The sequence below is a fragment of the Sphingomonas aerophila genome (assembly GCF_014199305.1).
In the GTDB taxonomy this organism is placed as follows: domain Bacteria; phylum Pseudomonadota; class Alphaproteobacteria; order Sphingomonadales; family Sphingomonadaceae; genus Sphingomonas; species Sphingomonas aerophila.
The window spans coordinates 437812-464192 of sequence record NZ_JACIJK010000002.1; the positions used below are offsets into that span (position 1 = coordinate 437812).

At 59.7% G+C, this 26381-nt stretch carries 26 protein-coding genes and 1 pseudogene; 18 read left to right on the forward strand and 9 right to left on the reverse strand.

Translation table 11 applies throughout. From position 1 onward, the window contains the following. Positions 1-468: 468 nt before the first annotated feature. Positions 469-1014 carry a hypothetical protein gene (locus tag FHS94_RS04820; RefSeq protein ID WP_184055193.1) on the reverse strand — a complete coding sequence of 182 codons (546 nt, stop codon included), beginning with the start codon at positions 1012-1014 and terminating at the stop codon, positions 469-471. A gap of 918 nt (positions 1015-1932) precedes the next feature. Between FHS94_RS04820 and FHS94_RS04825 the strand changes: the two genes are divergently transcribed. The 3 genes from FHS94_RS04825 to FHS94_RS04835 all read left to right on the forward strand — a co-directional run bounded on the left by FHS94_RS04825 (position 1933) and on the right by FHS94_RS04835 (position 3507). Next, positions 1933-2460 (forward strand): Imm26 family immunity protein, encoded by a 528-nt coding sequence (locus tag FHS94_RS04825; RefSeq protein WP_184055195.1) that lies wholly within the window; start codon positions 1933-1935, stop codon positions 2458-2460. Between the two features lie 193 nt (positions 2461-2653). After that, the gene (locus tag FHS94_RS04830; RefSeq protein ID WP_184055197.1) at positions 2654-2854 is read left to right on the forward strand and encodes a hypothetical protein; all 201 of its coding nucleotides are present in this window, start codon (positions 2654-2656) and stop codon (positions 2852-2854) included. 188 nt (positions 2855-3042) lie between these two features. Beyond that, the gene (locus tag FHS94_RS04835) at positions 3043-3507 is read left to right on the forward strand and encodes a hypothetical protein (protein WP_184055199.1); all 465 of its coding nucleotides are present in this window, start codon (positions 3043-3045) and stop codon (positions 3505-3507) included. A 534-nt stretch (positions 3508-4041) separates the two neighbouring features. Here FHS94_RS04835 and FHS94_RS19105 read toward each other — a convergent pair. Beyond that, on the reverse strand, positions 4042-4308 hold the full coding sequence (locus FHS94_RS19105) for a hypothetical protein (RefSeq protein WP_221234540.1): 267 nt from the start codon (positions 4306-4308) through the stop codon (positions 4042-4044). Between the two features lie 1802 nt (positions 4309-6110). Next, positions 6111-6638, reverse strand: coding sequence for a DUF2059 domain-containing protein (locus FHS94_RS04840; RefSeq protein WP_221234541.1), 528 nt, complete (start codon positions 6636-6638; stop codon positions 6111-6113). 325 nt (positions 6639-6963) lie between these two features. On the opposite strand from FHS94_RS04840, the gene FHS94_RS04845 reads away from it, so the two are divergent. Both FHS94_RS04845 and FHS94_RS19110 read left to right on the forward strand, forming a co-directional pair. Next, positions 6964-7407, forward strand: coding sequence for a hypothetical protein (locus tag FHS94_RS04845; RefSeq protein ID WP_343055165.1), 444 nt, complete (start codon positions 6964-6966; stop codon positions 7405-7407). A 291-nt stretch (positions 7408-7698) separates the two neighbouring features. After that, on the forward strand, positions 7699-7929 hold the full coding sequence (locus FHS94_RS19110; RefSeq protein ID WP_221234542.1) for a hypothetical protein: 231 nt from the start codon (positions 7699-7701) through the stop codon (positions 7927-7929). A gap of 18 nt (positions 7930-7947) precedes the next feature. On the opposite strand, the gene FHS94_RS04855 is transcribed toward FHS94_RS19110, so the two are convergent. The 3 genes from FHS94_RS04855 to FHS94_RS04865 all read right to left on the reverse strand — a co-directional run bounded on the left by FHS94_RS04855 (position 7948) and on the right by FHS94_RS04865 (position 9514). Further along, positions 7948-8310, reverse strand: a complete 363-nt coding sequence (locus FHS94_RS04855; RefSeq protein WP_184055207.1) for a hypothetical protein — start codon at positions 8308-8310, stop codon at positions 7948-7950. A gap of 115 nt (positions 8311-8425) precedes the next feature. Then, positions 8426-8788, reverse strand: coding sequence for a hypothetical protein (locus FHS94_RS04860; protein ID WP_184055209.1), 363 nt, complete (start codon positions 8786-8788; stop codon positions 8426-8428). A gap of 87 nt (positions 8789-8875) precedes the next feature. After that, the gene (locus FHS94_RS04865; protein WP_184055211.1) at positions 8876-9514 is read right to left on the reverse strand and encodes a hypothetical protein; all 639 of its coding nucleotides are present in this window, start codon (positions 9512-9514) and stop codon (positions 8876-8878) included. A gap of 398 nt (positions 9515-9912) precedes the next feature. Between FHS94_RS04865 and FHS94_RS04870 the strand changes: the two genes are divergently transcribed. The 6 genes from FHS94_RS04870 to FHS94_RS04890 all read left to right on the forward strand — a co-directional run bounded on the left by FHS94_RS04870 (position 9913) and on the right by FHS94_RS04890 (position 15722). Continuing rightward, positions 9913-10803 (forward strand): hypothetical protein, encoded by an 891-nt coding sequence (locus FHS94_RS04870; protein ID WP_184055213.1) that lies wholly within the window; start codon positions 9913-9915, stop codon positions 10801-10803. 177 nt (positions 10804-10980) lie between these two features. Beyond that, positions 10981-11457 carry a MarR family winged helix-turn-helix transcriptional regulator gene (locus tag FHS94_RS04875; RefSeq protein WP_184055215.1) on the forward strand — a complete coding sequence of 159 codons (477 nt, stop codon included), beginning with the start codon at positions 10981-10983 and terminating at the stop codon, positions 11455-11457. Positions 11458-11548: 91 nt separating this feature from the next. Next, complete coding sequence (locus FHS94_RS04880) at positions 11549-12802, forward strand: S41 family peptidase (RefSeq protein WP_221234543.1); 1254 nt, start codon at positions 11549-11551, stop codon at positions 12800-12802. A 1386-nt stretch (positions 12803-14188) separates the two neighbouring features. Beyond that, positions 14189-14683, forward strand: coding sequence for a hypothetical protein (locus tag FHS94_RS19115; protein WP_221234544.1), 495 nt, complete (start codon positions 14189-14191; stop codon positions 14681-14683). 122 nt (positions 14684-14805) lie between these two features. Then, positions 14806-15126, forward strand: coding sequence for a hypothetical protein (locus FHS94_RS04885; RefSeq protein ID WP_184055219.1), 321 nt, complete (start codon positions 14806-14808; stop codon positions 15124-15126). A 344-nt stretch (positions 15127-15470) separates the two neighbouring features. Continuing rightward, entirely contained in the window at positions 15471-15722 is a 252-nt protein-coding gene (locus tag FHS94_RS04890) for a hypothetical protein (RefSeq protein WP_184055221.1), read from the forward strand. Positions 15723-16191: 469 nt separating this feature from the next. Here FHS94_RS04890 and FHS94_RS04895 read toward each other — a convergent pair whose 3' ends face one another. Both FHS94_RS04895 and FHS94_RS04900 read right to left on the reverse strand, forming a co-directional pair. Next, a complete protein-coding gene (locus FHS94_RS04895) occupies positions 16192-18564 on the reverse strand; it encodes a TonB-dependent receptor (RefSeq protein WP_184055223.1) in 2373 nt (790 codons plus the stop codon). Between the two features lie 122 nt (positions 18565-18686). Further along, positions 18687-19046 (reverse strand): hypothetical protein, encoded by a 360-nt coding sequence (locus FHS94_RS04900; RefSeq protein ID WP_221234545.1) that lies wholly within the window; start codon positions 19044-19046, stop codon positions 18687-18689. Positions 19047-19563: 517 nt separating this feature from the next. Between FHS94_RS04900 and FHS94_RS04905 the strand changes: the two genes are divergently transcribed. From FHS94_RS04905 to FHS94_RS04920, 5 genes are all read left to right on the forward strand, one after another. Beyond that, positions 19564-19794 carry a DUF6894 family protein gene (locus tag FHS94_RS04905; RefSeq protein ID WP_184055227.1) on the forward strand — a complete coding sequence of 77 codons (231 nt, stop codon included), beginning with the start codon at positions 19564-19566 and terminating at the stop codon, positions 19792-19794. Positions 19795-20335: 541 nt separating this feature from the next. Further along, on the forward strand, positions 20336-20491 hold the full coding sequence (locus tag FHS94_RS04910; protein WP_184055229.1) for a hypothetical protein: 156 nt from the start codon (positions 20336-20338) through the stop codon (positions 20489-20491). Then, complete coding sequence (locus FHS94_RS19120) at positions 20488-20697, forward strand: hypothetical protein (protein ID WP_221234546.1); 210 nt, start codon at positions 20488-20490, stop codon at positions 20695-20697. The genes FHS94_RS04910 and FHS94_RS19120 overlap by 4 nt, the downstream gene beginning before the upstream one ends. A 167-nt stretch (positions 20698-20864) precedes the next feature. Then, positions 20865-21302 carry a BLUF domain-containing protein gene (locus FHS94_RS04915; RefSeq protein ID WP_221234547.1) on the forward strand — a complete coding sequence of 146 codons (438 nt, stop codon included), beginning with the start codon at positions 20865-20867 and terminating at the stop codon, positions 21300-21302. A 291-nt stretch (positions 21303-21593) separates the two neighbouring features. Beyond that, a complete protein-coding gene (locus tag FHS94_RS04920; RefSeq protein WP_221234548.1) occupies positions 21594-24107 on the forward strand; it encodes an ATP-binding protein in 2514 nt (837 codons plus the stop codon). Positions 24108-24788: 681 nt separating this feature from the next. Here the strand turns inward: FHS94_RS04920 and FHS94_RS04925 are convergent. After that, positions 24789-25169 (reverse strand): hypothetical protein, encoded by a 381-nt coding sequence (locus FHS94_RS04925; protein ID WP_184055235.1) that lies wholly within the window; start codon positions 25167-25169, stop codon positions 24789-24791. A gap of 361 nt (positions 25170-25530) precedes the next feature. Between FHS94_RS04925 and FHS94_RS04930 the strand changes: the two genes are divergently transcribed. Together FHS94_RS04930 and FHS94_RS04935 are read left to right on the forward strand one after the other, a co-directional pair. Continuing rightward, positions 25531-25806: a hypothetical protein gene (locus FHS94_RS04930; RefSeq protein WP_221234549.1), complete on the forward strand. Its 276-nt coding sequence runs from the start codon at positions 25531-25533 to the stop codon at positions 25804-25806. A 100-nt stretch (positions 25807-25906) separates the two neighbouring features. After that, positions 25907-26381, forward strand: a pseudogene (locus tag FHS94_RS04935) (transposase); the annotation flags it as partial.

Consider the following 26381-nt stretch of genomic DNA (forward strand, 5'->3'; position numbering starts at 1 on the left):
TGGCGCCTGCGGACCTCGAACAAAACTATGACGTTCTCCCTACGGGAGTTGATCATGCTGAACCGGTTGCCGCCTCGCCTCCACATGTTTGTGCGTTTCCTTCTATACAGCGACCTTGGTTACCTTGCGGCTGTTGGAGCACACACCTTGTTGAAAGGCGGCGAAAGCGCGCCTCTCCTTTGGATAGTGGCCGTACTTTTGTTGGGCGGCGTCCTGGGATCGCTCGTTCGCAAACTGCCGCTCGATGTGGATCCAGCTAGACGCCAACGCGCATAGAGGCTCAACGTCTGCCTGTCGCTATCCTGCCGATCGCGATGAGGTACCGAGTCCCGAAACTCGATCCCTTGCGGGACGGCTCCGTCCGTCTCCATCGCCCTGCCCTTTCGAGGACGCGCGGCTTTCCGCTAGCGCGTCTTCGGAGGCTACTAGGCTTCCAACCCAAACTTCGCTTCACCTCGTACTGAGCGGTTACCGGCCGTTCGACGCACCATCGATCATCTTCCTGCCCCTCCAGAGAAAGAACGCGGTTCCTAGGCTGTATATCGCGAACAGGATCATGGTCTGCGTGAGCCAGCTAGCCCAGATCCCGTCCAGGTTTTGCCGGGGCACACCACCAGATGGCGAAGTGACGAAGAAGAGCGATGGATTCTTAGGATCGTAGACGATGCCGATCCGTGCGTCGGGCATCGGACGGGAGGAGATCCACCTCGTGTACTCGGCCGGCAGATCATCACTTACGCAGATACGCCGAGTTTTCTCGTTGGCAGGGGCAAACTGGACAACGGCATGCCAGCCTTTGCCCCCGCAGCGGCGTCCGCTCCTCGTTCCAGTAGATTTGTCCTTGCTGGAAAGGATGCCAGTTGTGCGCTCGCCATGTTTCGCAAGGTCAGCGCGCCGGTGATCATCTCTGATGTCGCTCAGGTTGAAGAGCGCTCCAACACCGCCGATCAAGACCAGCCACAGAAGTGACCAGAGCGCGACCTTGTACCAGAAAGATCGGATCAGGAAGGACAACGCACTACAACTCCGTCGAGTGAGTTCCGCGAGTTACTCAGCTCGCTCGGCCTTACTCACTCAGCGCTTAAGCAGACCTTTCGCTTTGCTGGATTCAGCAAGTGCCATCGGGCCTGACCGTTCCAGCGCCTTCATCCCAATTGGGACGGTTCGTAGCCTGCCGCCTCCAAAGCGGCCCTTCCGCATCCGCCCAGACTCTGCCCTAAGAACGGCAGATAAGGTTGCTCGATAGTGGTCACTCCTTCAGGTTGAGCGAATGAGGTCTCTGCTCCCTGTGGCATTGCTGACAATCGGTGCAGCACCCGTCGATCACCCTCGGACCTACCTGCTGTCGATCGGAACGATACCCCTCAGGAACACGGAAAGCGTCAGCGCTTTCGCGGTCCAGACCTGGGGCGTCAGATTTCGGTCGATCTGCCGTATTCCGAGCGGCTGGTGGATCAAAGCGGGAAGCGGCGCCACCCCGGACGGTGTTCTCGAGGGGAGCGGGAGCCAAGGAGCCACTTGGTTCAACCACGGCAGTCCCAGAAAGCTTCGTACGTTTGTACTCGTCACGCTAACTGCTCCGGTGCAGCGCGCGGACACTGGCTCTCCTGGCAACGGGGTTCCTGCTACTTTCAAAGGAGCGGCAACGATCAATACCGACGACGGCGACGTCCAGCGTGCTCTCTCGTACCGGAACATCACGTTGGTTCCAGCAAGCCGTTGCCCGTCCGGGTAACTCGAGGCCAGCGACTGTCTGCTTCCCGCAGGTCACGGCCCGAAAGCGGCCGGACCGCATTCCTCCCATTCGCACCCAAATCTGCCATTCCGCATTTCTTCCAAAGTCAGCCGCTCGCGCGGCCGAAGGCTATCCTTACCTGAGAATGCCTGGCCTGATTGGAGTTTGAACATTCTCGAACTAAGTACGTGCTTACCATGTCGGACGAAAAGACGCGCCGTAAGCGCATTTCACTCAATGAAGGCGACCTCTTCGAATTAGTCGTGCCTGACGGACGCCTCGGGTATGGCATCATAGTTAAGCGTGGGATCCTGAAGAATGGTGGTGCCCCATATATCGCCATATTTGGTTCTGTTCATGCCGGCCGCCCAGACCCTAACTGGGTGGTTCGTGATGACGTTGCTCTCGCAGGCTGGACGTTGGACTCCCTCTTCTACCACGGTCATTGGAATGTGATCGCACGCAGCCTGCCGCTGCCAAGCATTCCGTTCCCGAACTTCAAGGTAGAGCAGGATGGAAGAATTTATGTAACAGACGTGACTGGAGCATTCGTCGGCGAAGCTAGCCAAGCGGAAATCGAGCTACTCGACTATCAATTCAGCCGCACGCCACTTCTCTTCCAAGATGCATTTGAGGCGTTGCACGGTTTCCAGACTTGGAACCAGACCCACGACAAGCTTACACCCGCATATAGCAAGGTCCGGGCAACACGCTTGGGGCAATAACTCCCGTGTGTCCGCAGTGTGACCGGCTCCCACCGGTCAATCATGCAAGAGGCGGGCGACCGACTTTCCCAAGCGGGTGAGCCAGAAGCGCCCATTATCGGATCTTCACAAGTAGCCGCTTGGCGGCAGCAGAAGCACGAGCCACGCAGAGGCTAAGATCGTCCTCTCGCGCGGTGCACCGGCTAGTTCCGATGTGTCTACCATTGCGTTCGAAGCTTACCACGACACGGAGCCTACGACTTCGCAACGGCTCGATCTGCTCGACCAGGGCTCGTATCTGGCGGTCATTGTCGCTGGGCGGGATGTGGTGAGTGGCGGCTCGAAGCGCATGCGCAAAGCGCTGGGTCAGCTCATCATCGCCACCCGTCCAAACATCCACGGCAGTGCCCTGTGACACCATGAGCAGGATCAGGAGAGCTTGCGCCATGGTGGCACCTTAGCTGCTCTATGACCGCTTTCTACCCACACCCGGGCAGTCCCAAAATAGCATCCCAATTGGGACGGCAGCTAACGCCCCAGTCTCAGTCTTTCCGCGGCTTCCGCTTTGGCGTTACAACTGGACGCTCGTAGGCGGAGTAATATGTGGCCGACCATTCTTGGCTAAGCGCGTACGGCGAACCCTACGACCCCCGGCCCGCGGTAGAGGCTTGGCGCACCGGAAGGGCCGCAGAGGCTTCATTCGAACTCTGGGAACAGCTTTACCATCAGGGCACCGTCAACTCCGCCTCGTATGCAGCGGTTGGCGAGATAGTGCGATTGATGAAGGACCAAGACGCGCCCGACTGGAACGCCTACGCATTGGTGGCGTCGATCGAGGATGGGCGCCTGGCAAAGGGGAGCCCGCCGATCCCTTCCGAACTCGAACAGGATTACGAACGCGCCTGGACTGCTATACTCCCGATGGCGTTACGAGACCTCGGACAAGCACAGGATGAGCTTCTTGTCAGGGGTACTCTGGCCGTCATCGCCCATGCCAAAGGACAGCATACGCTGGCTGCCATAGCGCTCTGCACAGAGGACGAACGTGTAGAAATGCTGGGCGGGTAACGCCCGCTTCCACTTTTTTTCGTCTCGGGAGCCGGACCGCTTGCCACCCATTTCCGGTATTTGGGCGCCACCTGGTCGCGCCGCTGCCTGTCACACAATTGCTGCGGCGGTGACCTTTAGGGCAAAGTCGATCTTTGCCTTGGAGCCGTCACAACATGAGGGTCCTTCTTATGCTCGCTCTGGTCGCGCAGGCCAGCGCCCCCCAAGCCCCAATAGCCGCCGGACCTTTCGCGAGCATTGTGAAAGTTTTGCACGCCGCAAAGGCCTGCCGCATCACAGAACTACGCATCTCCATGTACCCCAGCGAGCAGCTAGGAGAGGCGCGACTGTTCCTTCAGGAACAGCCTGAACCATCTGCCCAAGCGTGTCTCAAGGCGTGGCTCGCGCGGCACGGAAGTCGGCTGCGGCTTCTGCCCGGCGGGTGGAGAGGCGCAATCAATCCAGGAAGCGGTTGACCCCGCATGTCAGCTGTCACCCTAACCCGGACCGTCCCAAAACAGCATGCTATTTCGGGACTGTCCGGATCTTGTCTCTCTAGTCGCCTTCGGGGCGGCGCCGGACCCTGTCGAGCGGTTTGTGTGGCGAAAGGGCGGACCAAATTGCCGCCGGAGCTAACAGGACCGGGTGATACAAGAAGGCCACCGCGAACAGCCAGAGCGGTACCGATGGCCCGTTCGGTCCCGGCGCATCGAGCAGTGAAAAGAAGGACAGCCCGTTAAAGGCGGTAAAGAACCACTGGAATGGGAGACCTGTCACGAGCCAGATCGCGAGCTCCCAGACATACCACCGTGGCACCTTCACCTTTAGTCCTCGAAACTCTGGAGCCGGCTGAGCAACAGCTTAGCCCAATCTCATACGTCTACTAGTAGGCGAGAGCTGCCATCCCAATTGAGATGGTGTTTTGGGATTGGTGAACTTGAGCCCGGCGCCATTTCCGCCAAGCGGGTTCGCACTCCCTTAGGGAACCGGGACGGCAACCAGCGGAGAGAAGTCTGATAGGTTGCCGAGGCAAGCCGCGAGAACCCGGACATCTTGTTGGCCGTGATCTGCATATAGGCGAGAGCAGTATCGAATGACGGTGGACCGCAGCTCCGGGTTTCGTGCAACCTCGAACTCCCGAGGTGATAGCTCACTTTGGTTGGCCATACTCTGCTGCGCTTTCGAGATTGTCAGAGCAAAGAAGACATTCTGGATGGCCTCGTCCTGCGCTCGCGCGCAATCTGGGCTGATGGTCCGGTTCTGGTAACAGTATATGTAGCCACGCCGCCTCAGTGCCTTGAGCCATGCCTGATTCTGGAACATGCCCGACCACATTCGCGGAAGAAGCCTGTCACCGATCTGTTGAGCCTCAGCAATCTCCTGCGATGTGGGTTCCGATAGGGGATCTGGTCTAGCGGTCTGGACGCCGAGCACGAAAGCGACAACCATTCCCAAGGTCAGCAACGCGAAGTGAGCGGCCTTCATCGATCAATTATGCAGGATCAAGGCGGCCCAGCAAGTCCTCGGCTGACGGGTCGATTCTGGATCAGCGATGAGGATTGAAGGCGACGTGCCCAATAAGCCGTCCCGATTGGAATCGGCCAGTGAGAACGAGCGCGGCTTACCAAAACTCGTTCTGCGCGCCGAAATAGGAACGAGTGGCACTCCGCGAAGGTCTTGTTGTAGATGATTAGCCGACGGTCCGCTTCCGACCGTCTTTTGCCCGCGTTAGAAAACCTTCCGCCTTCATGACTATTGCGAGCGCTTCCGCGGAGGTGGTTGGCGTCTCGGTGAACTGCAAAGCCGCAAGTGGCAGGCTTCGCAGCAAGACTGCGCAGCCATGAGAGCGCATCGAAGGCGGCGAACAGTACATTACATACCGGTTGCCGATTGCGATACGACGAGAGTCACGGGGATAACTAGAAAACCCAATCCAATAGCTACCATATAAACTCTTACCAGTGGTATGGCGCCCGAGATCGATGAAATAGCTCACCTTACTACCCGCCTGAGGAGCATCGAGCAATAATCGAGCATACGCGTTAGTCCATCCGGTAGAGCTTTCGCCTTTTCTAAAAGAGAGGTCGGCGCGCGAAGCGCTTTGTTCGATACGGGCGTCGACGGTGCCCTCCTGAAAATACAGTGTCTCGTCGAAGTAGCGAAATGGCGCGCTGTCTGGCAATTGAGTGCTGCTACCTCCTCCACCACAACTGGTCGTAGGTAGCGGCATTAAGGCTATAGCTAAGTACGACGTTAGGCAGCGGATCATTCGCAGGATGTCTCCCTCGGCTTCGACGATAATCGAGCAGCGAACGTCCGCAAGTGGGCGACGGCGGAACGGCAATCATGCTGAAAGCGGCTCGTTGCGGGTTTCCCGAAAAGGAAGGGTGAGCGAGACGCCAAAGCTGTCTCGATTGGGATGGTATTTTGGGACTGTCCGGGTTTGGGGGGAGAGCGGTCCGGCCGCTTTCGGGACCTCGCCATCGGAAAGCCGCCACTGGGTACCGCGTGGGACGCATCAGAGTTTCGCATCGGCGGACGGCGCGGTTCTCTGGCGTTCTTTGGTCGATGCAAAACCTTCGAGTTTTGCATAATGTCGCATATGGAATGATAGCAGGTGCCAGCTATTTGGTAAGGCTGGCCTGTGCTTCTATGACAATCTGCTCTTCAAGGTCCTCAGTATTAGTCCCGACGTAAGCCTCCATACGCCAGCGCCCATCAAGATAGTGCTTACCTACCGGGCTCTCTAAGAAGGTTACAATATCAGCAAGCTCGTTCTCGGTGAACTCCCAATTGACGTGGCTCTCATAGGCCTGCTGATATTCCAAACGATGCTTTGCGTAGGCTGTCTTGAGGGCACTCATACGCTTCTCAAAACCCTCTTTCAGGGTTTCGGTAAGCTGCGATCCAGATTGCACCTGCCACATCGCTCCCCCTAGCATAGCGTAGCGCTCAAGAAAGCTGCCTGTATCAAGTTGATCTTGCCGCCCGATCGCTCGGAGGAAACGTCGAATTAGGAGCAGCTTGGCGGCGCTTGGTGTCGCTTCTATTTGCGCAGCAACAGCAATTGTTGAGACTGGCGCATTCTTATCCGCCGGTCCTGTGCTTTGTATCGACATCAGCGCTGCCATACCGAATAATAAGAAGCTCATGCCGTCAATTTGGACCGGAATACCCAAGGTCCGCAACGGGCGATGCCGACCGACAGCTTGCCAAGCATGGCTGATGCAAAACTTTTTGATTTCTGCATCACCAATGGCGGATTTCAGGACCGAAAAGGTCGGTCTGAAACGACGGACTTTGGGCGAGATCTGCCGTCCCGATTGGGATGATATTCCGGGACTGTCGCAGTTGGATGGTTGGCGGTCCGGCCGCTTTGTAAGAGCGCCACTTGGACAGTCATGTTCCTAAGGCTAGCGTGTCGCCATGTATAGGAGCCTCCCCGAGCGAACCTATCCGCCGCGCTGGCGAGTTGCTGTGGCCTTCCTTTTCATCCCGGCCCTCGCAGCGCTCTCGGTCGCGCTCGCCATGCCGCTTTATGCTGGCCTCCCCACGATGACGGAACGGGTCTGGCGATCAACGCTGGTTTACGGGCTGGTGGGCGCATATCCCCCAGCACTGGTGCTCGGTGTTCCAGCTTACTTCATGCTCCGCCGACACTTCGAGCCGCGTTTGATTAGTTGCGCGCTCGCAGCGCCGATCGTCGCAGCGCTTCCATGGCTCTTCCTCACGTTGGTGAGCGCTCCCGATCAAGCAAGCATCGGTGACCACGCCACTATCATCAATGGATCTTTCACGGCTTACGGCTGGCTCATGAACGCCCAGTTTGTCGGCGGGATTGGGTTGGCGGGAGCAGCTGGCGGCGCGCTCTTCTGGGCCATAGCTGCGGCAGGAAGGGGCGTCGGCAAGCACCGGTTCTAGCGACCGCTTATGCGCCCAACGTCGTCTGCTATTGGCGATAGCCACCGTCCCAATTGGGATGCTATTTTGGGACTGTCCGGGGGTTGGCTGCTGGCGGACATTCAGCATCTCTGCTGTTAGAAGTCGGTCATGATCGGATCGGCTGACGAATTTGTCCGGCTCAGGACGAGCGACGAGCCTGACGAGTATCGTCGAGCAGCGATGGATGAGGCACCAGAAAGCGTTTGGTTGGAGGTAGTCCAAGCGTATCCAGAGATGCGCCGCTGGGTCGCTCACAATAAGACGGTACCCATGTCCGTCCTCAACCTTTTAGCTGCCGATCAGGACGAGGATGTACGGATCGCCGTGGCCCAGAAGGGTAAGCTGACGGCTGACTTATTTAGCCAGCTGTCTCGCGATCCGTCGCCAACCGTGCGGCAGCGCATCGCATCGAACGCGAAAACACCCACTGCTGTGCGTGAGCGTTTGGCTTCCGACGCAGATGAGAGCGTCGCAACCGAAGCGCGAACTCGGCTCGGCTGAATAGCCGCGAATGGGGCGTCAGCGGGCTTTGGTCCAAACCGGAAACACGGCGTTCGCGGTCGAGCCCATCGCTTTCACCATCTGCCCGTGATCGAAATCGGGAAGCCGCGAGAAGTAATCGAGCGCGCCGCTCTCCCCGGTCGCTCCTTGCGGAAACGCACACGCGAGCTGTCCCTCACATCCGAACAGGAGCCACCACACGTCAGCACTCCATGGACCTGTGTCGTTGGTCTCGATTGCCACTCCAATCATGTCGGACTTGGCCAATGTGGTTGTACGGCCCGCGTCGTCGGTGACTTGAACGTGGTAGGGCTCAACCGATACGACCCACAGTGCTTCGGGCTGTAGATGCTCCCTCCGTTTTCTAAACCAGCCGATCATCTAGCCCTTAGGCCGGTAAACCCTAAGGCGCCCCGCCGATGTCCGCTACTCGGCTTCTGGCCTCGCCAGCAGTCCCGAATGGGATGGTGATTTGGAACTGTCCTGGTTTGGATAATTAGCCGGCCTTCCCGTAAGCAAAGCGGGACCTCACCTTGCGACCGACGCGCTCCTCACGAGCCGTCAAAGCCCGGCCGATGATTAGGCCAAGAGGTTCGTCAGCGCCTTTTTTCCAACCGCCCAGCCGATGCACGTCATGCCGAGCAGAGCTTTCCGCCAAATCGAGGGCAGCTTCGTCCAAGCGATCCGCGCGCGAAATTGCCTGATTGTTCTTGTGGCGAACCTTCCGGCTCTCCAGCGCTTTCCGCAACGGGATTGCCTTTCGAGCGGCTTTTTGATTGTTGCCGTAGGTATTGCGGCAATCGCGAGCGAGGCTCAGCGCTTTTTTCTGCTGCGGAGTTTGAGGCGGCTTCTCTGGCATGATCCAATCATGCTCTCGATTACGAACGCCCGCAATTGGGCGCGAGTTGCCGTCCCGATTGGGATGCTATTTCGGGACTGTCCGGCTTTACGTGAATGAGCAGTCGTAATAACTACCCCAAAGGTGCCGACAGCTTACCAGATCTCCGTTGAACAATTTGGTAATGCGGTCAGGAGCGAGGAATCGACCAGACTTCGGATCGAAGCCTCTGGCAAGCGTCACATCACCGGTAGGATCGTATATGATGCCAGACCAATTATCGAGCATACCTGCTGGATTGAACGCAACCCGAACGGGAGGTCCCACATCAACTGAGTAAGTGACACCCTCGTCTTCTGCGAACCAGTCGGGCCTTGGGTGAGACTGAGCTTTTCTGATAATGGCTTCATATTGGCTCTTATTCACGAGCAGCCGCGAAAGACTTCCGCTGAAGCTACCAGCCGCAAGTGATGGCCAAGCTAGGGCTAATGTGCACACGAGACCAACAGGTGCAGCGGCAACAACTAAAACCTTTCTCCTTGGGGGATCGACTTGCCGCCCAAGTTGAACGCCTCTGACAAAAGAAACCAAAGCGTAGGTGAGTAGGATCAGGGCTGCTGCCGGGATCGCAAGAATGAAAAGCAGAAACCCCAACCCTGCCGACCATGACGACACAAACCCCACGATCGCGGGTACTGCCGCCAGCAGTGCGAACCGGGTTCCCAATCGTTTAAGATAATTGGCCATCCTAGCATTCAGCACACAGCTTCGGGTACCTGCAATGGGTCGATAGCCGACTCACTGCTTTGCACCTCTGCCGTGATGCACACCTTTTGATTCTTGCATCAGGAATGGCCGGCTTCGCATCCTCGTGATGAACGGGTGTCCGCTTTCGAGACTGCAAGTTTTTTACCGGAACGACCACAAGTGGGCGAGAGCTGCCGTCCCAAAACAGCATCCCAATTGGGACGGTCCCGGCCGTCTCGCTCCCCCTTTGCGGGAGAGAGGCAGCCGTCGGATTCGCTTAAATCTCGACGTCGACGAACCGTTCTAAACCTGATTGCAGTCGCAGGTTTGCTGCCTCACTATGCTCGCCGAGCCACGTCTCGAGAGGGCAGGCGATCATGCGCGTTTGCAAAGTGGCAATGGCTTTTCTGCTGCTGGGCGCGGCACCAGTCGAGGTGCCCGAGGGCCGGTTCCAGACTTGGTCCTCTTACAAGAAAGCACCGCTGGACTTCAGCTCGGGAGGCGTAAGCGTGCGCGTCGAGGCGCTGCCATGTCCCTCCCAACCCGTTGGCGACAGCACCTGCGCCTATGAGGGATACAACAATCAGGCCGCAGTGATTGTGACCGCGCCAGGCGTACCAAATTTTTCGGTCAGCACCGATCGGCAAAGCGCGTACGCGCGCGTAGCGGTCGTTCGTTTTCAGCGAAGCGACCCCCGCCCGGGTCTCATCGTCGAAAGCCAATATGGCGGCTCAGGTGGTGACATGACGGCTCAGATCTTGGTTCCGGGCGAACAAGGTTATCGAGCGATAGAATTCGACCGTCGCGACGGAGCTCATCTACAAGGTGCACTAGCGGACACGCCAACAGATCTATCCGGAGACGGTGTCCTCGATCTTAAATTGGAGGATGGCGCTTTCGACTCCCGCTTTGGCTGTAATGCTTGCACTCCTCGTCCTCCGAAGCTGTTCGCGGTTAAAGACGGTAAGCTCGTCGACGAAAGCCGCGATCCGGCACTGCGTCACGTGTTTGCCGCGGATATGAGACGGCTGGCACCGCTCTGCATGTCTAAGGACCCCGAGCGCAACGGCGCCTGTGCTGCCTATGTGGCCGATGCTGCGAGAGCAGGTCACTTCAAGGCGGCTTGGGCGGCAATGCTGAAACACTACGAACGCAATCGCGATCTTTGGCAGCATTGCGATGTACCGGTGTCAGCCTGGCCGAACGGCCGCTGCCCAAGGGAGCACCTCAGGCGCTTTCCCGATGCGCTTCGCGCATTCCTGAAGGCAACTGGCTATCTGCCGGCATAATCATCATCCGCTTCAACCAGTTGTCGAAAAACCCGGATTCCCGAAATACCATCCCAATCGGGACTGCCCCGGCCGTCTCGGTTGCCGTTCGTTTTCGGGACTGCGTCGATTGATGGCTAGCCAACATCGATGAGGTGTGTAACGAGGCACGTAACAGGTAACGGACATGGCACTTGGATGGTTGACTACATCGAGTCACACGGCAACGCATTCCTGGCGCACCGGCTACGCCGCTCGTCGGACCGTGTGGTCGATCAGGTTGGTACTATGCTTTCAGAGATGGGCCTCGACGTCCCTCCAAGAGGCGCTTCGATGCTGCTGCTGATCGATGACCAGCGACAGATCGGAGTTGTCGAGATCTCGCGACATCTTCGCTTATCCCACCCGCTCATCGTTCGCATGGCGCGCGAGTTCCAGGAGCGCGGCTTGGTCAACATAAACTCCGACCCGTCTGATGGAAGGAGGCGGGTCCTGAGCCCAACAGAAAAGGGGCGTCGCGAGGCGGTCGCGCTCAGGGACTTCAATTCGAAGATCGGCGCGATGTTTGATGACGTGTTTGCGGAGATCGGTGCGCCCGTGAGCTCAATCCTCGATCAATTTGACGCTGCGCTCGATGCCACACCGATCTCAAAACGTCTCGCAAAGCTCATCTGAACCGAAGGAGCAACACGTGTCTCGCCGTCGCAACCTCGTCCTAATGCCGCTACTCTTGCTAGCGATGCCCTCGCCTCCCGCGACTGCTCAGATGGCAACGGCGGCAGCAGGCTCTACCCTTGATGCGGCTACACGCCGCGAAATCGTAGAGGCGTTCGCACGCGCGATGCGCGATCAGTATGTCTTCCCTGAGCGCGGCGAGCTCGTGGCGTCAAAGATTACCGCCGCTTTGGCGGAAGGTAAATACAACGACGTCAAGACACCGGCAGAACTCGCCAGCCAGTTGTCCGCGGCCGCGTCCGCCGTCACGCATGACAAGCACTTGAACGTCGTCTCGATGGGTGCCCCCCCTCCCGAAGGCAAGCCACGCGAGATGCCTTCCGCTGAGGCAGGAGTGACGCGGGCGGATAAGCTGGCTGGCGGCGTAGGCTATATTGAGGTGGTCGGCTTCCCAGAGCTGAGCTTCTCGAAGCGAGTGCTCGATACGGCGATGTCCGCGTTGTCTGGAAGTCGCAGCCTTATCATTGATGTGCGTCGCAACGGGGGCGGTGACCCGGAGGCAGTCGCCTACCTTGTGAGTTTCCTGATCCCGCCGGATCGCCCGATCAACGATATCGTGTCGCGAACAGCGAAAACGACCAATCTGACCAGGCAGAGCTTCCGGAGCGTTCGCACTCCGGTCTCTTTCCTCAAAGTGCCTGTTTATGTGCTCACTAGCGGTGATACCTTTTCGGGGGGCGAGGAGTTCGCTTACGATGTTCAGGCGCTCAAGCGAGCAACCTTGATTGGCGAGACGACCGGGGGTGGCGCTAATCCGGTCGGCCCGGTCGACATCGGACACGGCATCACTGCCCTAATCCCATTTGGTCGAGCCGAAAACCCGATCACCAAGAAGAATTGGGAAGGTGTGGGCGTTCGGCCAGACGTTCCCGTTCCCGCCAATTTGGCGCTCGGCGCGGCGCTCACAAGAGCGGGGCTGAAGCCGGTTGCTGAAATTGCCTCAGCATCAACGGAGCGAGTCTTCGGTCCGCGGACGAATCCCCTGCCCGGGTCGGAGGCGGCGCTACGCAACCTGTTAGCCGCGATTGCAAGTGGTCGAACAATCCAAGGCATTGTGGTGCCGCAATTTGCCTCCGCTGTTGAAGCCGTGCTCCCCCGTTTTCGCGCTGAACTCGCCAGCCTCGGCGCGTTGCAATCGGCCAACTTCAATAAGCCCGACGCCCTCGGCGGGGATGAGTACAAGCTGACGTTTGCAAATGGCCGACGGAAAATGGCGCTCGTTGTGAGAGATGACGGCAAGATCGTGATAGCTTCATCGTTGGCGCCGCTAAGTCCGGGCGATTAACTGCCCTGACTTCGGCCAGGTGCGTTCACCTTGTTGGGCCCGATGTCGCCATTCCTGAGCGTTCCCCGAAACGCCCAGGATCGGCCATTCAGCCTCGCTCGTTTCTTGCTTAGGGCGTGAGCGGGCTCCGCTTCTGTCGATCGGCGTCCAGCCTTCTCGGACTGCTCACAAACCCGGACAGTCCCACACCATCCCAAACGGGACGCTGCTTCTAAGAGCGGCCGGTCGGCTCACGCCCAATTGCGGATATCAACATTGCGGACAACGCGTATAGGCGAGAGGTCAGGCGCTCATTTTGGCCCCGGCCTCTTCCTTGCGTCACGGACAAGTTCTGGAGAGAGCAGTCCAATGACATTTATCGCAATCGCTACGCTGATGATGACGCTAATTAGTGGTGGCACCGCCAGTGCGGTCCCACCCGCGCCGGTTCCGCGCGTGGGAAATGAGGCACCCGCCCTCGCGGGTGTAATGCCGCCCGCGGGCACTACGCTGGCTAACATGGACATCACCGTGAAGCCGCGCGCTCGCGGAGAGTCAGCCGTATATGGGCTGAGGAGCCCGCAAAGCGCGGCTGTCTTCAGAGATCAGTATGTTCTGAACGCTAGGCGTGCAGGGTATCAGGTCGTCGCTAAAGGGCTGCTCGTTGTGGGCGCGAGAAAAGACGGTACATCAATACGTTTGCGCGTGATCGAAGCTGATCGCGGGTCGGTGGCGGTCCTCACAGTCAAACCGCCCACGAACGATCGCACCTGACACGACCGTCAGCTGTCCACCCACCCTCAGACGTTTGGGTCCACCCCGATGCCCAAAGCGTCGTCAGCTCTGCTGTAGGCGCCGTAGTATGCATCATGGTACGTGCAGGCGCTGGAACGCTGCAGAGGACAGCTCCCGGAGTATACGGCCCGTTACAGGAGACGGCGTTGATCGACGTGCAGCAAGCCGAGGTCGCACCAGCGCAAGCGCCGCCTGAGACGATCAATCTGCTCGCCGCTCCCAAGCCGGGCTGTCCTGGTCCCTCGGACAATGACGACGTCGTGGTGTGTGGGCCGAGAGATAACGAGCAGTACCGCCTCCGCCCTCTTCCCCCGCCAAAGCAGGACGGTTTCCTGTCGAGGCCCTTGCGGGTCCAACTGGCCCCTGGGGTGTCGTTTGGTCTGCAGCGAGGCGGCGGTGTGGGCCTGCGAGCTGAGTTTGGGCCAGGCAAGAAGACGGACGAAAGAGAGGAGAAGTGAAGCCCTCGGCGCTGGCTTCCGCTAACGACCAATCCGCACAGTCCCAAAATACCATCCCAATTGAGACGGCATCGCCGGTCCTGATCGCCCTTCGTTTGCGGGAAGCGGAGACGGCAAAGCGGTGCTATGAACTACACCGCAACTGCTGGAAGTCGTGGCCGTGATTTCGCCAATCGTATTGGTTCTCCTCAGTGCGGCATCTGTGAACACCCCGATGGCGCCGGGCGTAGCGGCCTTTGTGAAGGACCACCACCTCACTCGGTACAGCGTCGCATTGGTTGACCTGAATGGCGATAACCGGCCCGAAGCAGTGGTATACGCTATGTCCACGTCCGCCGGGGGCCAGCAATCCGACCTCTGCGGGAGCGGAGGTTGCAACCTTTATGTTCTGTCCCTGACACCAGCCGGCTATCGACAAGTCTCGGATATTCCCATCACCCGTGCGCCGATCCGGGTCCTGCCGACCACCACGCACAGATGGCGCGATCTGGGCGTCACCGTCGCGGGTGGTGGGATCATCAAAGGTTACGAAGCGAGATTGCGATTTGATGGTCGGAGCTATCCAACGAACCCTACCGTCTCACCAGCCCTCCGATTGAAGACAACCGTTGGAAAGGTGTTGATCGCCAACGACCCGTCCTTGCCCTAAATTCCAAAATACGATCCCAATTGGGACGGCAGCTCTCGCCCACTTCCCGCCATTCCCGAGCCAATCCGCCAGGCCTGACCCCTGCCGTTGCCGCCCGTCCGCACATCGAGCACACTGCCGACATGGAAGTCTCGATCATCTTCGACGCCGCTTTTCAGGGGCAGGCGACAGGCGCAGTTTGGATCATGGATACTGACGAAAATCGTCGATGGTTTGACCGGCAATCCGACCTTGATGCTGGGAGTGCTGTGTTCACCCCGGAGGGCGGAGAGCTCAGCCGTGGAGCGATACTGCGGTCGATCTGGAACGTCCAAGAGCACTACCCGGATTGGTCTCGGATCATCGTCGCAGGTGCGCCCTCGATCAACGAGCTGAAGGACGAACTTCGCGACGAGGGGAACCTGACGATGACGGAACAGGGATTTGTGCTCGTCCGAGCATAGTCGATTGCCCTGTTCCGGCCATCCAGAGCTGCCCATCGCATATCCACCCGGAGCCGGAAATTGCGGGTATCGCATGGGTATCGGGCGCGAACGAGTCTTCTCAGACCACGCTTTCCCTTGCACTTTGGCGACCATGGCGGATGATGTCTCCGCCGCGGTCGTGACGTCTGATCACGCCCAAAGTCGGCCCTTCAGGATCAGTTTAGCGCTCCCCAGGTGCGGACTTTCGTTCAGCAGGTAACCCGCTCAGTGCTAAGCGGAAGAGGTCAATCTGAACCGACCGTATTTCCAAGCCGGTTGGGAAATGCATATGCTTCGACCCCCAGAGATACAGGAGTGGCACAATGAAGTTTTTCGTCGCCGCAATCTTCGCGATCAGCTCGATGTCATCGAGTGTGCAGGCTCAGAAGATTGAAAAGGCTCAACCGCAGCCCAAGCCTACGAAGTCGGCTAAGAAGATCTGCAAGTCCAGCAACAGCACCGGCAGCCGGGTTCCAGCCTCGGTCTGCCACACTCAAGCCGAGTGGGACGCGATCGAACAGCAGGGGGACTTTTCTTTGGCTCAGCAAAAATTTCAAATTATTGGAAACAAGTAACCGGAAACCCAGAAAAGCACTCTCAGCCTCTGAGGTCCGCATTCAGTACGTATGGCGTTAGGGGCTGAGCAGAGCAGGTGTGAAGATGGGCCGGATAGATGCTGACCAATCGCATCTGCGTGAGCCTGCGTTTGCACGCCTACGCGCCTCAAAGCGGCTCGTCAGCTATCCACCCAGTTGCGGACGTTCTCGGGCCGGCTATCTTGTTGACGGACCCTGACACGGTCGGCGTGGGCAAGCCTCGACGGGGAGCTTGTTTGGCGGGTTCGAATCCCGCTCATGGGTCTCGCCGAAGGTCGTGGCTCTCGAAACAGTCAGACAGCGGAGTCCTGTCTTTTTCAACAGCCCCCATCGTTTACGGGACAGTTTCAGCCGTCTTGATCGCCGTTCGTGGGAAAAGCGAGGAACAGCAGTGGCGAACACGAATGGCGACTTGCGTGCCTGGACCCAGAAAGCCGCCCGAACTTAATCAGAAGCCTGCGGTTAGGCGCACACCGATCGTCCGGGGTGGGCCCACCAAGTAAGAAAAGTAGCTGGTGGCCGTCGTGTTTCCCGGCGAGGTGGTGAACTCCTGACCGAATACCGGCACGGCGTCGAACAGGTTGGTGACGAAGAAGTCTACGCCCAAGCCGTTGCTGGTCCGAACACCGGCCGTGGCATCCACCAAGGTGTAGGCTGCGCGCGGCAGCACCTCGCCCTCTCCAAACCCACTGTTTGAGCTACCCACATGCCGAGCTGCCGCGAACAGGCTCGCGCGCAGGTCGGGGCCAATTGCGAATTCGTAGCTCCCTCGCGTGTTCCAGGTCCACCGCGGCACATCCAGAACCCGCGATCCAGCCGCCAGCAGCAGGTTGGGCACGTCATTGCGGTAGGTAGCGTCAGCGAAGGCGCCACCCGCCTGTAGCTCAAGTCCGTCGATCGGCGTGGCAACCACCTCCAGTTCGCCGCCACGACTGCGAACCCGGCCAGCGTTGACCGTGAAGGAGATTGTCGTGGCGTTGTTGATGCCGCACGCACCCTGAAAGGCTTGTTGGTAGTCCTTCCAATTGATCGCAAAGGCCGCGCCATGGACTCGCAGCCGCCCACCCCAAAGGCTGGTTTTCGCGCCGAGCTCGTAGTTGTCGGTCCGGTCACTGTCATAGGGAGGGGGGACGTCGGGGATGCCGGCTGCCTGGCGTTCGGCCGGCGAGCAGATATTATTGGTAATGGGCGCATTGACCCCGCCCGTGCGGAAACCCTGCGAGTAGCTGGCGTACAGCGTCGCGGCGCGACTTGGCTCGTAGCTGAGCGTGAAGCGCGGCGTGACGCCCTTCTCACGATTGCGCTCGTCATAGTCATAGGCAACCTCGCCGCCCGCCACCCCGCCGATCCCGTAACGCCGGCTCGCCTCGCGTTGGCGGTAGAAGAACACCCTGGCGCCCGCTGCCACCTTCAGACTGGGCACGATCGCGTAGGTCAGTTCGGCGAACGCAGCGAGCTCGCCTTCGGTAAAGCGGACAGTGGTGTCCTGGATGTAGGGCGGCATGCTTGCGCCGAGCGGATCCGGCGCAACGACGCCGAAGAGGTCTGAGACGGTGATGGTGCGCCCGGAGCGTTGGTGAAGGTCGCGATAAACGCCTCCAACAACATACTGTAGCGGACCCGAGCCGTCCGATACCGCCCGGACCTCCTGCGTGAACTGCTTGGTGCGCCCGAAATCCCGCAACGGCGTGGGGAACAGCCGCCCGCCCGGTCCAGGGCCGGCAGTCTCCTCGATGATCGGGCTGTCGAACGCGGTCACGTCGAACAACAGGCGGGATCTGCGATTGAGGTAGGAGGAATTGGAGATCAGGTTGAGCCCACCAAGGGCATCGAAGGAGTTCTCGACGAGCAGCGACCCGATGACAAACTCATCCTTGGCAAACGTATCCTGGTACCGCGCCTTAAGACGCGCCCGCTTGCCGAAGGTCACATCGTCGTGCGGACGATCCGCGTTGCTGAAGGCGCTCTGCCATACGAGCGATGGGGTGACCGCAAGACTGGGCGTCGGGGTCCAGCGCAGGGCGCCCCGAACGCTGCCGGTTTTCGTCCAATTGGCGTCCTTGCGGACCCTGCTGGTGCCCTGGTTCTCGGTAAGGTTGCCCGTAGTCGGCCGCAGGTCGTCGATCCACCCGCCTTGGCGCACAACGCTGCCGGAAAGGCGGAGGGCGAGCGTGTCGGCGACAATCGGCACGTTGAGCATGCCCTTTGCGTCCCAGCTCACTCCGCCGTCGCGAACCGTAGCCACGCTTCCTTCCGCCCGGGCCGCTACCTTGGATGCGTCCGGCTGGTTGCTCACGATCCGGACCAGGCCGCCCATCGACGATGAGCCGAAAAGAACACCCTGCGGTCCGCGCAGCACCTCCACGCGGGCAACATCGAACAATTGCGGATCGGGCTGCGAGAACCCGCGTAGCGCGCGTGTTTGCAGGGGTGTCTCGTCGAAGTAGACGCCGGTTGTGGGCGACTGGACAAACCCAACCCCGCCGATGCCGCGGATGATGTACTGCGAATTTCCAGGGCCGGTCGTCGCGAACGCGACCCCGGGCACTGCGTCTGCGACACGTGAGAAGTCGGTCGCGTTCAACTGATTGAGCAGTTCGTCCGATAGGACGCTAACGCTCGCCGGCACATCTTGAACAGTTTGCTGTCGTTTCAGGGCGGTGACGACGACATCGCGCTGGTAATCGGACGCGCCCTCATTCCCGATTGGCGCGCCTTGGTAAGCCGCCGTCTCGGGACGTACTGCATCGTTGGCGCGGTCCTGCGCAAGCGCGGGCACGGCGACCGTGGCGGCCACGGTCGCCAGGTAGATTGTTCTCATAATACCCCTTGCCGGCCTATGCCGGTCCTGATTGCGTCATTTGTGTGCTGACCGCCTGTCACGCGGGCGACCGCAGGACAGGCAGGCACACGGGCGCTCGCCTTGGAGCGCCGCTTGTCAGGTCAGGTATTCCGGGGTGGTCCGCGCAGGGGTGGGCGAAGGTGCAGCCCCGGGCCGGTCGGCTCCGTATCAACCGCGGTCCGAAAGGCCGTCCGAACGATAAAGACGATTGCCGCGGCCAGTAGCAGCGGATCGGCTCCGGCGAGGGAAGGTGCAGTCAGACCTGAGAAGGCGCACGGCATTTCGACTTTGCCGTGATCTTTAGAGTTGCCGTGGTCGGGCATGTGGTCGTGCAAGCCCGGCATCTCCATCGTCACGGAACTCGGCTCGACGCCTGGGCAGATCGTAATCGCAAACCGGCCATGGTCGCTGTCGATCATATAGCCGCTTGGTACGACGACTTTCAGCAGCAGCGTCGCCACGCAGAGGAGAATGGCGAAATGGCGTTGCGCCAGGAGGCTGCGGACTGCGAGCACCGAGCGCGATTACTCGTCCGGCGTTTGCCTGTCACTTTGACATTGTGTCTCAGCTAGCACTGGAAGCGTGTGCACCTGATCTGCGACCACGCCTGAGCGGCTCTCACAATGTCGGCGTCCAAAACTGGCGGCGTCACATGGAACGAGGTTATCCATCCTAGGTGTCTTAGCCATGTGACACAGCTTGGGTCAGGTGATAACGATCCTGGGCTGCAACCCGGGCACCCCTCGGAGGGCAGCAATCCATCAGTGGACACCTCGGCTGCAGATCTTTCGGGACCTGCAGCCGCCTTGTTTGACCAGAGAGGAGCGCACCAGAGATATGCGTACGGGCTGAATGTGCTTCCCGCACTCTTCGGACACACCTTGCTCGCCTCACCGGACCGGGTAGGCTCGTCTACTGCGATTTGCAGAACAGCAGGTGTGGCCGCGAACACAATGGCCACACGAGAACAGGGTGGGGATGCCGAACTACAGGTTCCGTTTTACCGGACGAGAGCGTGATGAAGTCGTCGTCGACTGCGAGGATGTCGACGCAGCTCGAAACGAGGCAGTGCGCAGCCTGGGAGCTTATCTGTCGGAGCACCCCGGCTTTGCCGACGAGGGGCACTGGCGCATCGAGGTGGAAAGCGAGCAGTGCGAGCCACTGCTTCACGTGATCGTCGCCACCGTAAACGTTCGACCACGAAGGTGACCGCGGTGGGAGTACCGGTCCTTGCCGGCCGGTACTCCCTACCCGCTAGATCATCATCGGGAAGTCTGGTCGTGATGCCAAGTCCGCAAGCCTAGCCCAGGGAAGGACCTTGTCGTCGGCCTCGCATCTTATGAAAAGACGGGAGCGCTCCTCCTCGGGACGAGCAAGAGCAGTGTTGATTGCTTCAAGAAACCTCCCGCGAAAGAGCTGTTGCGAAGCTATCCCGCGCTTGCCCGAGCGCCGGTAAAGACCTGCACCGGCCCACCAGTTTACCTCATCAATTGCCATCGCCGCCCCCCATGCAGCCGCTCAACGAGCTGCCATGAAGCCGGTATGCCGCGACCGTGACGGTAAGTGCCGTGTAAAGAAGGTGAATCCCGTTCCGGGACGCAAGTCACTGACGCTTGATCACATGAGTAGGTTAACACTGCCAGTTCCCGAAACTTTGGTAGTTCAGGTGGCCGCGTGTTTGGTGAGAGCGTTGAGCAAACATCGTATCAGGTCACTTTGCCCGTGGTGCTGAACAACATAGGGTGAGCGCATGAACAAAGCCGATGTGGAAACGCTCGAACGTGAACTTGCCCTCATGACCGATGTCGAGGTTAGATCAGCTTACCTTGCGACCGACCGGACGCTGGCGTCTGAAGTGGCAGACCTGCTCGCCGGAGAGTGCGAGCGCCGGCACATCGAGGTATGAGCCAGGAGGGCCCAAGCACGGTTGAACGCGCCGTTGAGTTGGCCAAGAGCGGTTCCTGCGCCACAATCGCTGATATTCGCAAGGCGCTAACCCGCGAGAAATACGACGGTGTCAATCAACACCTCAACGGGGCCGCCCTGAAAAAGCAGCTGGTCGCCCTAATGGCCGAGCGGAAGGCTTTGTCGGGGCCTAATCGCGCGCGCTGAGCCTGTGAGGGCGTCAGTTCGCTGGCGGGAGCAGCTATGCTTTCAGTGGTGGGTGCTATTAAGCGGCCTTCGCTTCCGTCATTGGGCAGTCTTCCGGGCCTGATGCCGAGGTCGCCGGCGTTGCGGGCGGGATCGTCAAAGGAGTTAGCGGGTCGCGCTAATACCAGGTGGAACTTCCACGATTATGTTGCGCTGTGATCCGGGTGCGGCGGGTAATATACATCAGCAAATCACGGGTCGGTTCTGATGTTGCCGAACTCGACGCGATCGTCGCGCGCTCCACCGCGCGCAATGAAGCTGCCGGCATCACTGGTATGTTATGGTCGAACGATGCTTGCTTCGCGCAAGTACTTGAAGGCGACCATGACGCGGTCGGCGAGACGGTGGATCGTATCCGGGTAGATCCAAGGCACTTCGACGTCGATATCGTATCGGACCGCACCATAATTCATAGAGTGTTTGGAGAATGGAGCATGATCCGGGCGATTGGCAAACCTGAAACCATGGCGGGCACAGCCTTTCTCGTCGGCTTCGCCATGGGTGAAAGGACTGCGTCAGCGCGACAGTTGTACGAGATCCTTGTTGAATCCGAGGGTGGTGGTTGACCCGCCGGGTCATATCGGGCGTCAACGCGGCCAGAGACCAGGGCACATTTTGTTCTGCCCACGCCCCGATCTCATTTGTCGAGGCTAACGGCGGCACGGCTACCTGATCGCACGACAGCTGTAGTTTCCTATTCCCTCGAAACTGTTAGCGTCATTTTGGCTGCCTTGCGGGGTGACGGGGCAACTAAATGGGTGCCGGATCTGATGCAAACTTCGTCGTTCACCAGCTTGGAAGCTGGTCCACTCAGACCGACTGAGCTTTTCGTTGGCGGCGCCAAAATGGCAGCTCGAATGCGAGCATTCGATTGGACCTGCTCACCGCTGGGGGAGCCGTCGAGCTGGCCGGCGGCGCTGCGATCTGCGGTGACGCTGATGCTCGGCTCGCGTTTTCCCATGTTCATCGCATGGGGGAGCGAACTGACGTTCCTCTACAATGATGCGTACTCCGAGATACTTGGCGAGAAGCACCCTGAAGCGTTGGGCAGCTCGTTCCAAGCAATCTGGGCGGAGATCTGGCCCGACATATCCTCCCTGGTAGACCAGTCTTTGGCGGGAAACGCGGTGTGGCTGGAGGACTTGCCACTACGCATGAACCGTCATGGGTACGACGAGGATACGACTTTCACATTTTCCTACTCGCCGGCGCGCAACGACGCCGGTGAAATCGTCGGCATCTTTTGCGCCTGTACGGAAACCACCAAACAGACTCAGGCAGAACGTGACGCTCGTGAACGCGAAGCACGTCTGCTATTCTTTGATCACCTGGAAGAGCAGCTTTTCCGGTCGGGAGATGCGGTTGACGCGATGCGGGCCGCTACGGAGATGCTGGGCTTGACCCTAGGTGCATCACGCTGCGCTTATGCCGATGTGGCGGCCGATGGGGACAAGTTCTGCATTCGCAGCGACTTCACCGCCCCCGGTGTCGCCAGCTCAGCTGGCGAGTACAGCCTTGACCTCTTTGGTCCGCGCGCCGCGGTGGAGATGCGTGCCGGCAGTACGCTGGTTGTTCACGACGTTGCTGCCGAACTTGAACCTGGCAAGGGTCGCGAGATGTTCCAGGCGATCGGCATCAACGCAATCATCTGCTGCCCTCTTATCAAGGAGGAGCGCCTGGCTGCCATGATGGCCGTTCATCAGGAGCGGCCACGCACATGGGCCGACAACGAGGTGGCCCTGGTCAAGGACGTAGTCGAGCGCTGCTGGGCCCATGTCGAGCGGGTCGGCGCCGAGGCTCGCCTTCGTGAAAGCGAAGAACGGCTTCGTCTTGCGGTAGACAACGCCGATATTGGTTTCTGGGATGTCGATCTGCTTCAAGACAAGCTGATATGGCCTCACCGCACCAAGGCCATGTTTGGTATCTCACCAGACGTGCCAGTGACGATGCAGGACTTCTATGATGGCCTGCATCCCGATGACCGGGACGCGACCAGTGCGGCCTTCGCCGCTGCAGCCGACCCTGCGGTACGCGCGCTCTACGACGTTCAATATCGCACAGTCGGCAAGGAGGACGGCGTTACGCGCTGGGTAGAAGCAAAGGGCCGGGGCGTGTTTGATCCTAGTGGCCGGTGCGTCCGGGTCACCGGAACAGCTATCCAGATAACGGCGCGCAAAGAGGCTGAAGAAGCGCTGTACGAGCTGAATGCCACCCTCGAAGCTCGGATTGCTACTGCCGTTGCTGAGCGCGAGGAGGTTCAGGAGGCCTTGCGCCAAAGCCAGAAGATGGAGGCCATGGGCCAGCTCACGGGCGGCGTTGCACATGACTTCAACAATCTCCTGACGCCGATCGTCGGAAGTCTTGACCTCCTTCAGCGAAAGGGAGTTGGCGGGGAGCGCGAACAGCGGCTCATTGCGGGCGCGGTGCAGTCAGCGGAGCGAGCGCGGACGCTCGTCCAACGGCTTCTAGCCTTCGCACGGCGCCAGCCATTGCGGGCGGTGCCGGTCGACCTCGCTCGGCTCGTCACCGGGATGGGCGAACTTGTCGCAAGCACGACGGGGCCGCAGATCAAGGTCACGGTTGAGATAATGGCTGATCTGCCAGCCGCCAATGCAGATCCCAACCAGTTAGAGATGGCGATCCTCAATCTGGCGGTAAATGCGCGGGACGCCATGCCGGATGGCGGCACGCTGCGCATCACGGCAAGGCGGGAGTCGATCAGAGCCGGCCACCGATCAAAGCTTAAACCAGGACATTATCTCTGCCTGTCAGTGGCCGATACCGGAGCCGGTATGGACGCTGCGACGCTGGCGCGGGCCGTTGAGCCGTTCTTCTCGACCAAGGGGATCGGGCAAGGAACAGGACTTGGTCTGTCCATGGTTCATGGTCTCGCCTCACAGCTCGGAGGCGCAATCACGATCCAGAGTCAGCCGGGACTGGGCACCAACGTCGAGCTGTGGCTTCCGCAAACGAGCGTGATCGCAGGAGAAGCTTCCTTAGTTGCTGATGAGACATCCAACCAGGTAAGAAGTGGTACTGTGTTGCTGGTCGATGACGAGGAACTCGTCCGGATCACTACGGCCGACATGCTGACCGATCTCGGCTACGAAGTAGTTGAAGCCACCTCCGGCGAAGATGCGTTGCGCTTGCTGGAGGCGGGGACACCTTGTGATCTTCTCGTCACCGATCACCTGATGCCGGGCATCTCGGGTGCCGATCTTATTCGGGAGGTTCGCTCGCGCAGGCCCGAAATCTCAGTACTTCTTGTGTCAGGCTACGCTGAGAACGCCGCGATCGACCCCGGCATACCTCGGCTGGCCAAGCCGTTTCGAAAAGACGAGCTTGCCTCCTCGCTGAGTGGCCTTTCCTGAGGCTCGCGCACGCAGGCCGTAACGTCGCCCGAGCCCCACCTGCGGCTTCATCAACACAATCACCAAATCTGCGCCAACGAGCATCCGATAAACGTCCACCACAACCAGACATTCGCGGGGGGCCATTCGATTCCCAATTCAGCAAGTGTAATGAGTTTTGAGAAGCCGCGCGCGTTCTCACTGGCCGATCCCAGTCGGGATGGCCCCGACCGTCTCGATTGCTCTCTCGTTTGGGTGAACTGTCCTAGCTTGTCGGAACGATCACTTGCGATCTCGCCAGCCTCATCGGGACGGGGGGCGACTGCGCCAATGTTCGGGTCGTAGTCTCGCAGCAGGACGAGCGCGTGTATGATCCCAAGGCGATGGCTCGGCTCCGGTCCCGCGGGTGCGGGGTGGACGAATTTACCGGCTATAGACATGAACAGGTCGACGAAGCGCCTGCGTTAGTTGCGCTTACAATTGAGCTGGTCCGGTCGGCCGCAATCGGTACCGGAGTTAGGCGCCAACTAGACGGTCCTCGCCAATGCCGATACAAGGCAGTCGCGTAGGTCGTCCGCTGGACCGGCCTATGTTCTCCGCGCCTTACGCAAGGCTTCTACGCCGTTTTCCCGAACTTATTGCAAGCGGCACGCCGCTCTTAGGGGTGGCCGGGCGCCTAACTCCCATCAGCGGAAGCGCAGGTCAGCCTTGTCGCATCCCAGGTGGCACGAGTGCGGCGCACCTGCTGGCAAACTGACCTCGCACTGCGGGTGAAGCTGCCGGGAACAGGCGCGTTTCGCCGTGATAAGAAGCCTTGATCGGCGCTCCGTCTCTGAATGCCTTCAGCATGTTGGTGCTGATCGGATAGGCGAACGAGAAGGCCGTCTGATCTCCGACCATCTGCAGATCGGGTTTAGCAGAATGCTGAACGGCGCCAAACGCGACAGTGAGAGTGGGTTGCGGCCACTGCTGAGCGGCATCGAAACCCCGGACCTGAATACTTGTTTGCGTGCCCTGGCAGGTCATCACAAACCAAGGGCGGCCGTTCTCGACGTAAGAGATGGCTGGACGTGTGGCGGTCATCCCCGCCGTATCCCAGCCCGTGTACTGCGTAGTGGTAGCCGCGGCCACAGCCAAGAACGTCGGGAGCAGAACGGTATTCAGGGACGCCTCCTATGATCATACCCCAGAGCATCCGATCGAACGCCGGTGCCGAGTTCGAAGGCTAACATCGAAGCCGGATCCTCGGCAAATCACCCAAACCCGGACAGTCCCGAAATAGCATCCCAAACGGGACGGCATCGCCGATCCTGATCGACCTTCCTTTGTGGGACGGCAGCTCTCGTCCACTGGCAGTCATTCGGCCGGCTTGGCATGGAGAGCTATTGCAGAGTTCGAGAGCTTAGAGGGTGACGATCGCTGGGATGGAGAGTTCGCCGAAGACTTGGTCGGCTGTACGCTTCTCGCGGGCCTCACCTATGTCGATCACGATAACCAGCTGCTTCGGCGTCAGCAGGTTTTTGGAACGGTCGTCTCAGTCGACCGGCAAGCCGGCATCTTGGTTCGGCAGGAAACAGGCGACGATTTCACGATCGCGCCGGTCCTCGACGCAATCGAGCCTGCGCAGCCCGGCATCTACCAGCTTGCTGACGAAGATACGGCTGTGGAGGACCCGGACTTCACCGCGCTTCTGACGATCCGAGCTCCGCTCCGTAGCTAGGCAGCCACGTCGGCTGTCGCCCGATTGTGTTGAAAAACTCGGCCTTGCAGTAGTTACGGTGGTCTGATTCAATCTTCGCGAGGCGAGCGGAGACGGACCCATGATGGGCGAGCGGACGGTGGCGCAGGAGCGCTGTTCTACAGCTTCAGCCTGGAGCGGCATGTGCCCGCGGAACACATGTTGCGGTCGATTGACCGGTTCGTGGACCTGTCGAGTATCCGCGAGCACCTGAAGCCTTTCTACAGCGAGGTGGGTCGTCCCTCGATTGACCCGGAGCTGATGATCCGGATGCTGATCATCGGCTACTGCATGGGTATCCGTTCCGAGCGCCGGTTATGCGACGAGGTGCATCTGAACCTTGCTTATCGCTGGTTCTGCCGACTGGGGCTGGAGGGCGACGTACCTGACCACTCGACCTTCTCGAAGAACCGTCACGGCCGCTTCCGCGAGAGCGATCTGCTGCGTCGCCTGTTCGAAACGACGGTTGAGCGCTGCATGGCGGAGGGGTTGGTCGGTGGCGAAGGGTTTGCGGTCGACGCCAGCCTGATCCGGGCCGATGCCAACCGTCAGACCGG

What these genes read in the sequence shown, in the direction of transcription:
- FHS94_RS04825 (WP_184055195.1), top strand. Translation starts at nt 1,933, where the DNA reads ATGTCGGACGAAAAGACGCGCCGTAAGCGCATTTCACTCAATGAAGGC.
- FHS94_RS04840 (WP_221234541.1), bottom strand. Translation starts at nt 6,638, where the DNA reads ATGAGCTTCTTATTATTCGGTATGGCAGCGCTGATGTCGATACAAAGC.
- FHS94_RS19110 (WP_221234542.1), top strand. Translation starts at nt 7,699, where the DNA reads ATGTCCGTCCTCAACCTTTTAGCTGCCGATCAGGACGAGGATGTACGG.
- FHS94_RS04855 (WP_184055207.1), bottom strand. Translation starts at nt 8,310, where the DNA reads ATGATCGGCTGGTTTAGAAAACGGAGGGAGCATCTACAGCCCGAAGCA.
- FHS94_RS04860 (WP_184055209.1), bottom strand. Translation starts at nt 8,788, where the DNA reads ATGCCAGAGAAGCCGCCTCAAACTCCGCAGCAGAAAAAAGCGCTGAGC.
- FHS94_RS04865 (WP_184055211.1), bottom strand. Translation starts at nt 9,514, where the DNA reads ATGGCCAATTATCTTAAACGATTGGGAACCCGGTTCGCACTGCTGGCG.
- FHS94_RS04870 (WP_184055213.1), top strand. Translation starts at nt 9,913, where the DNA reads ATGGCTTTTCTGCTGCTGGGCGCGGCACCAGTCGAGGTGCCCGAGGGC.
- FHS94_RS04875 (WP_184055215.1), top strand. Translation starts at nt 10,981, where the DNA reads ATGGTTGACTACATCGAGTCACACGGCAACGCATTCCTGGCGCACCGG.
- FHS94_RS04880 (WP_221234543.1), top strand. Translation starts at nt 11,549, where the DNA reads ATGGCAACGGCGGCAGCAGGCTCTACCCTTGATGCGGCTACACGCCGC.
- FHS94_RS04885 (WP_184055219.1), top strand. Translation starts at nt 14,806, where the DNA reads ATGGAAGTCTCGATCATCTTCGACGCCGCTTTTCAGGGGCAGGCGACA.
- FHS94_RS04890 (WP_184055221.1), top strand. Translation starts at nt 15,471, where the DNA reads ATGAAGTTTTTCGTCGCCGCAATCTTCGCGATCAGCTCGATGTCATCG.
- FHS94_RS04895 (WP_184055223.1), bottom strand. Translation starts at nt 18,564, where the DNA reads ATGAGAACAATCTACCTGGCGACCGTGGCCGCCACGGTCGCCGTGCCC.
- FHS94_RS04905 (WP_184055227.1), top strand. Translation starts at nt 19,564, where the DNA reads ATGCCGAACTACAGGTTCCGTTTTACCGGACGAGAGCGTGATGAAGTC.
- FHS94_RS04910 (WP_184055229.1), top strand. Translation starts at nt 20,336, where the DNA reads ATGAACAAAGCCGATGTGGAAACGCTCGAACGTGAACTTGCCCTCATG.
- FHS94_RS19120 (WP_221234546.1), top strand. Translation starts at nt 20,488, where the DNA reads ATGAGCCAGGAGGGCCCAAGCACGGTTGAACGCGCCGTTGAGTTGGCC.
- FHS94_RS04920 (WP_221234548.1), top strand. Translation starts at nt 21,594, where the DNA reads ATGCGAGCATTCGATTGGACCTGCTCACCGCTGGGGGAGCCGTCGAGC.
- FHS94_RS04925 (WP_184055235.1), bottom strand. Translation starts at nt 25,169, where the DNA reads ATGACCGCCACACGTCCAGCCATCTCTTACGTCGAGAACGGCCGCCCT.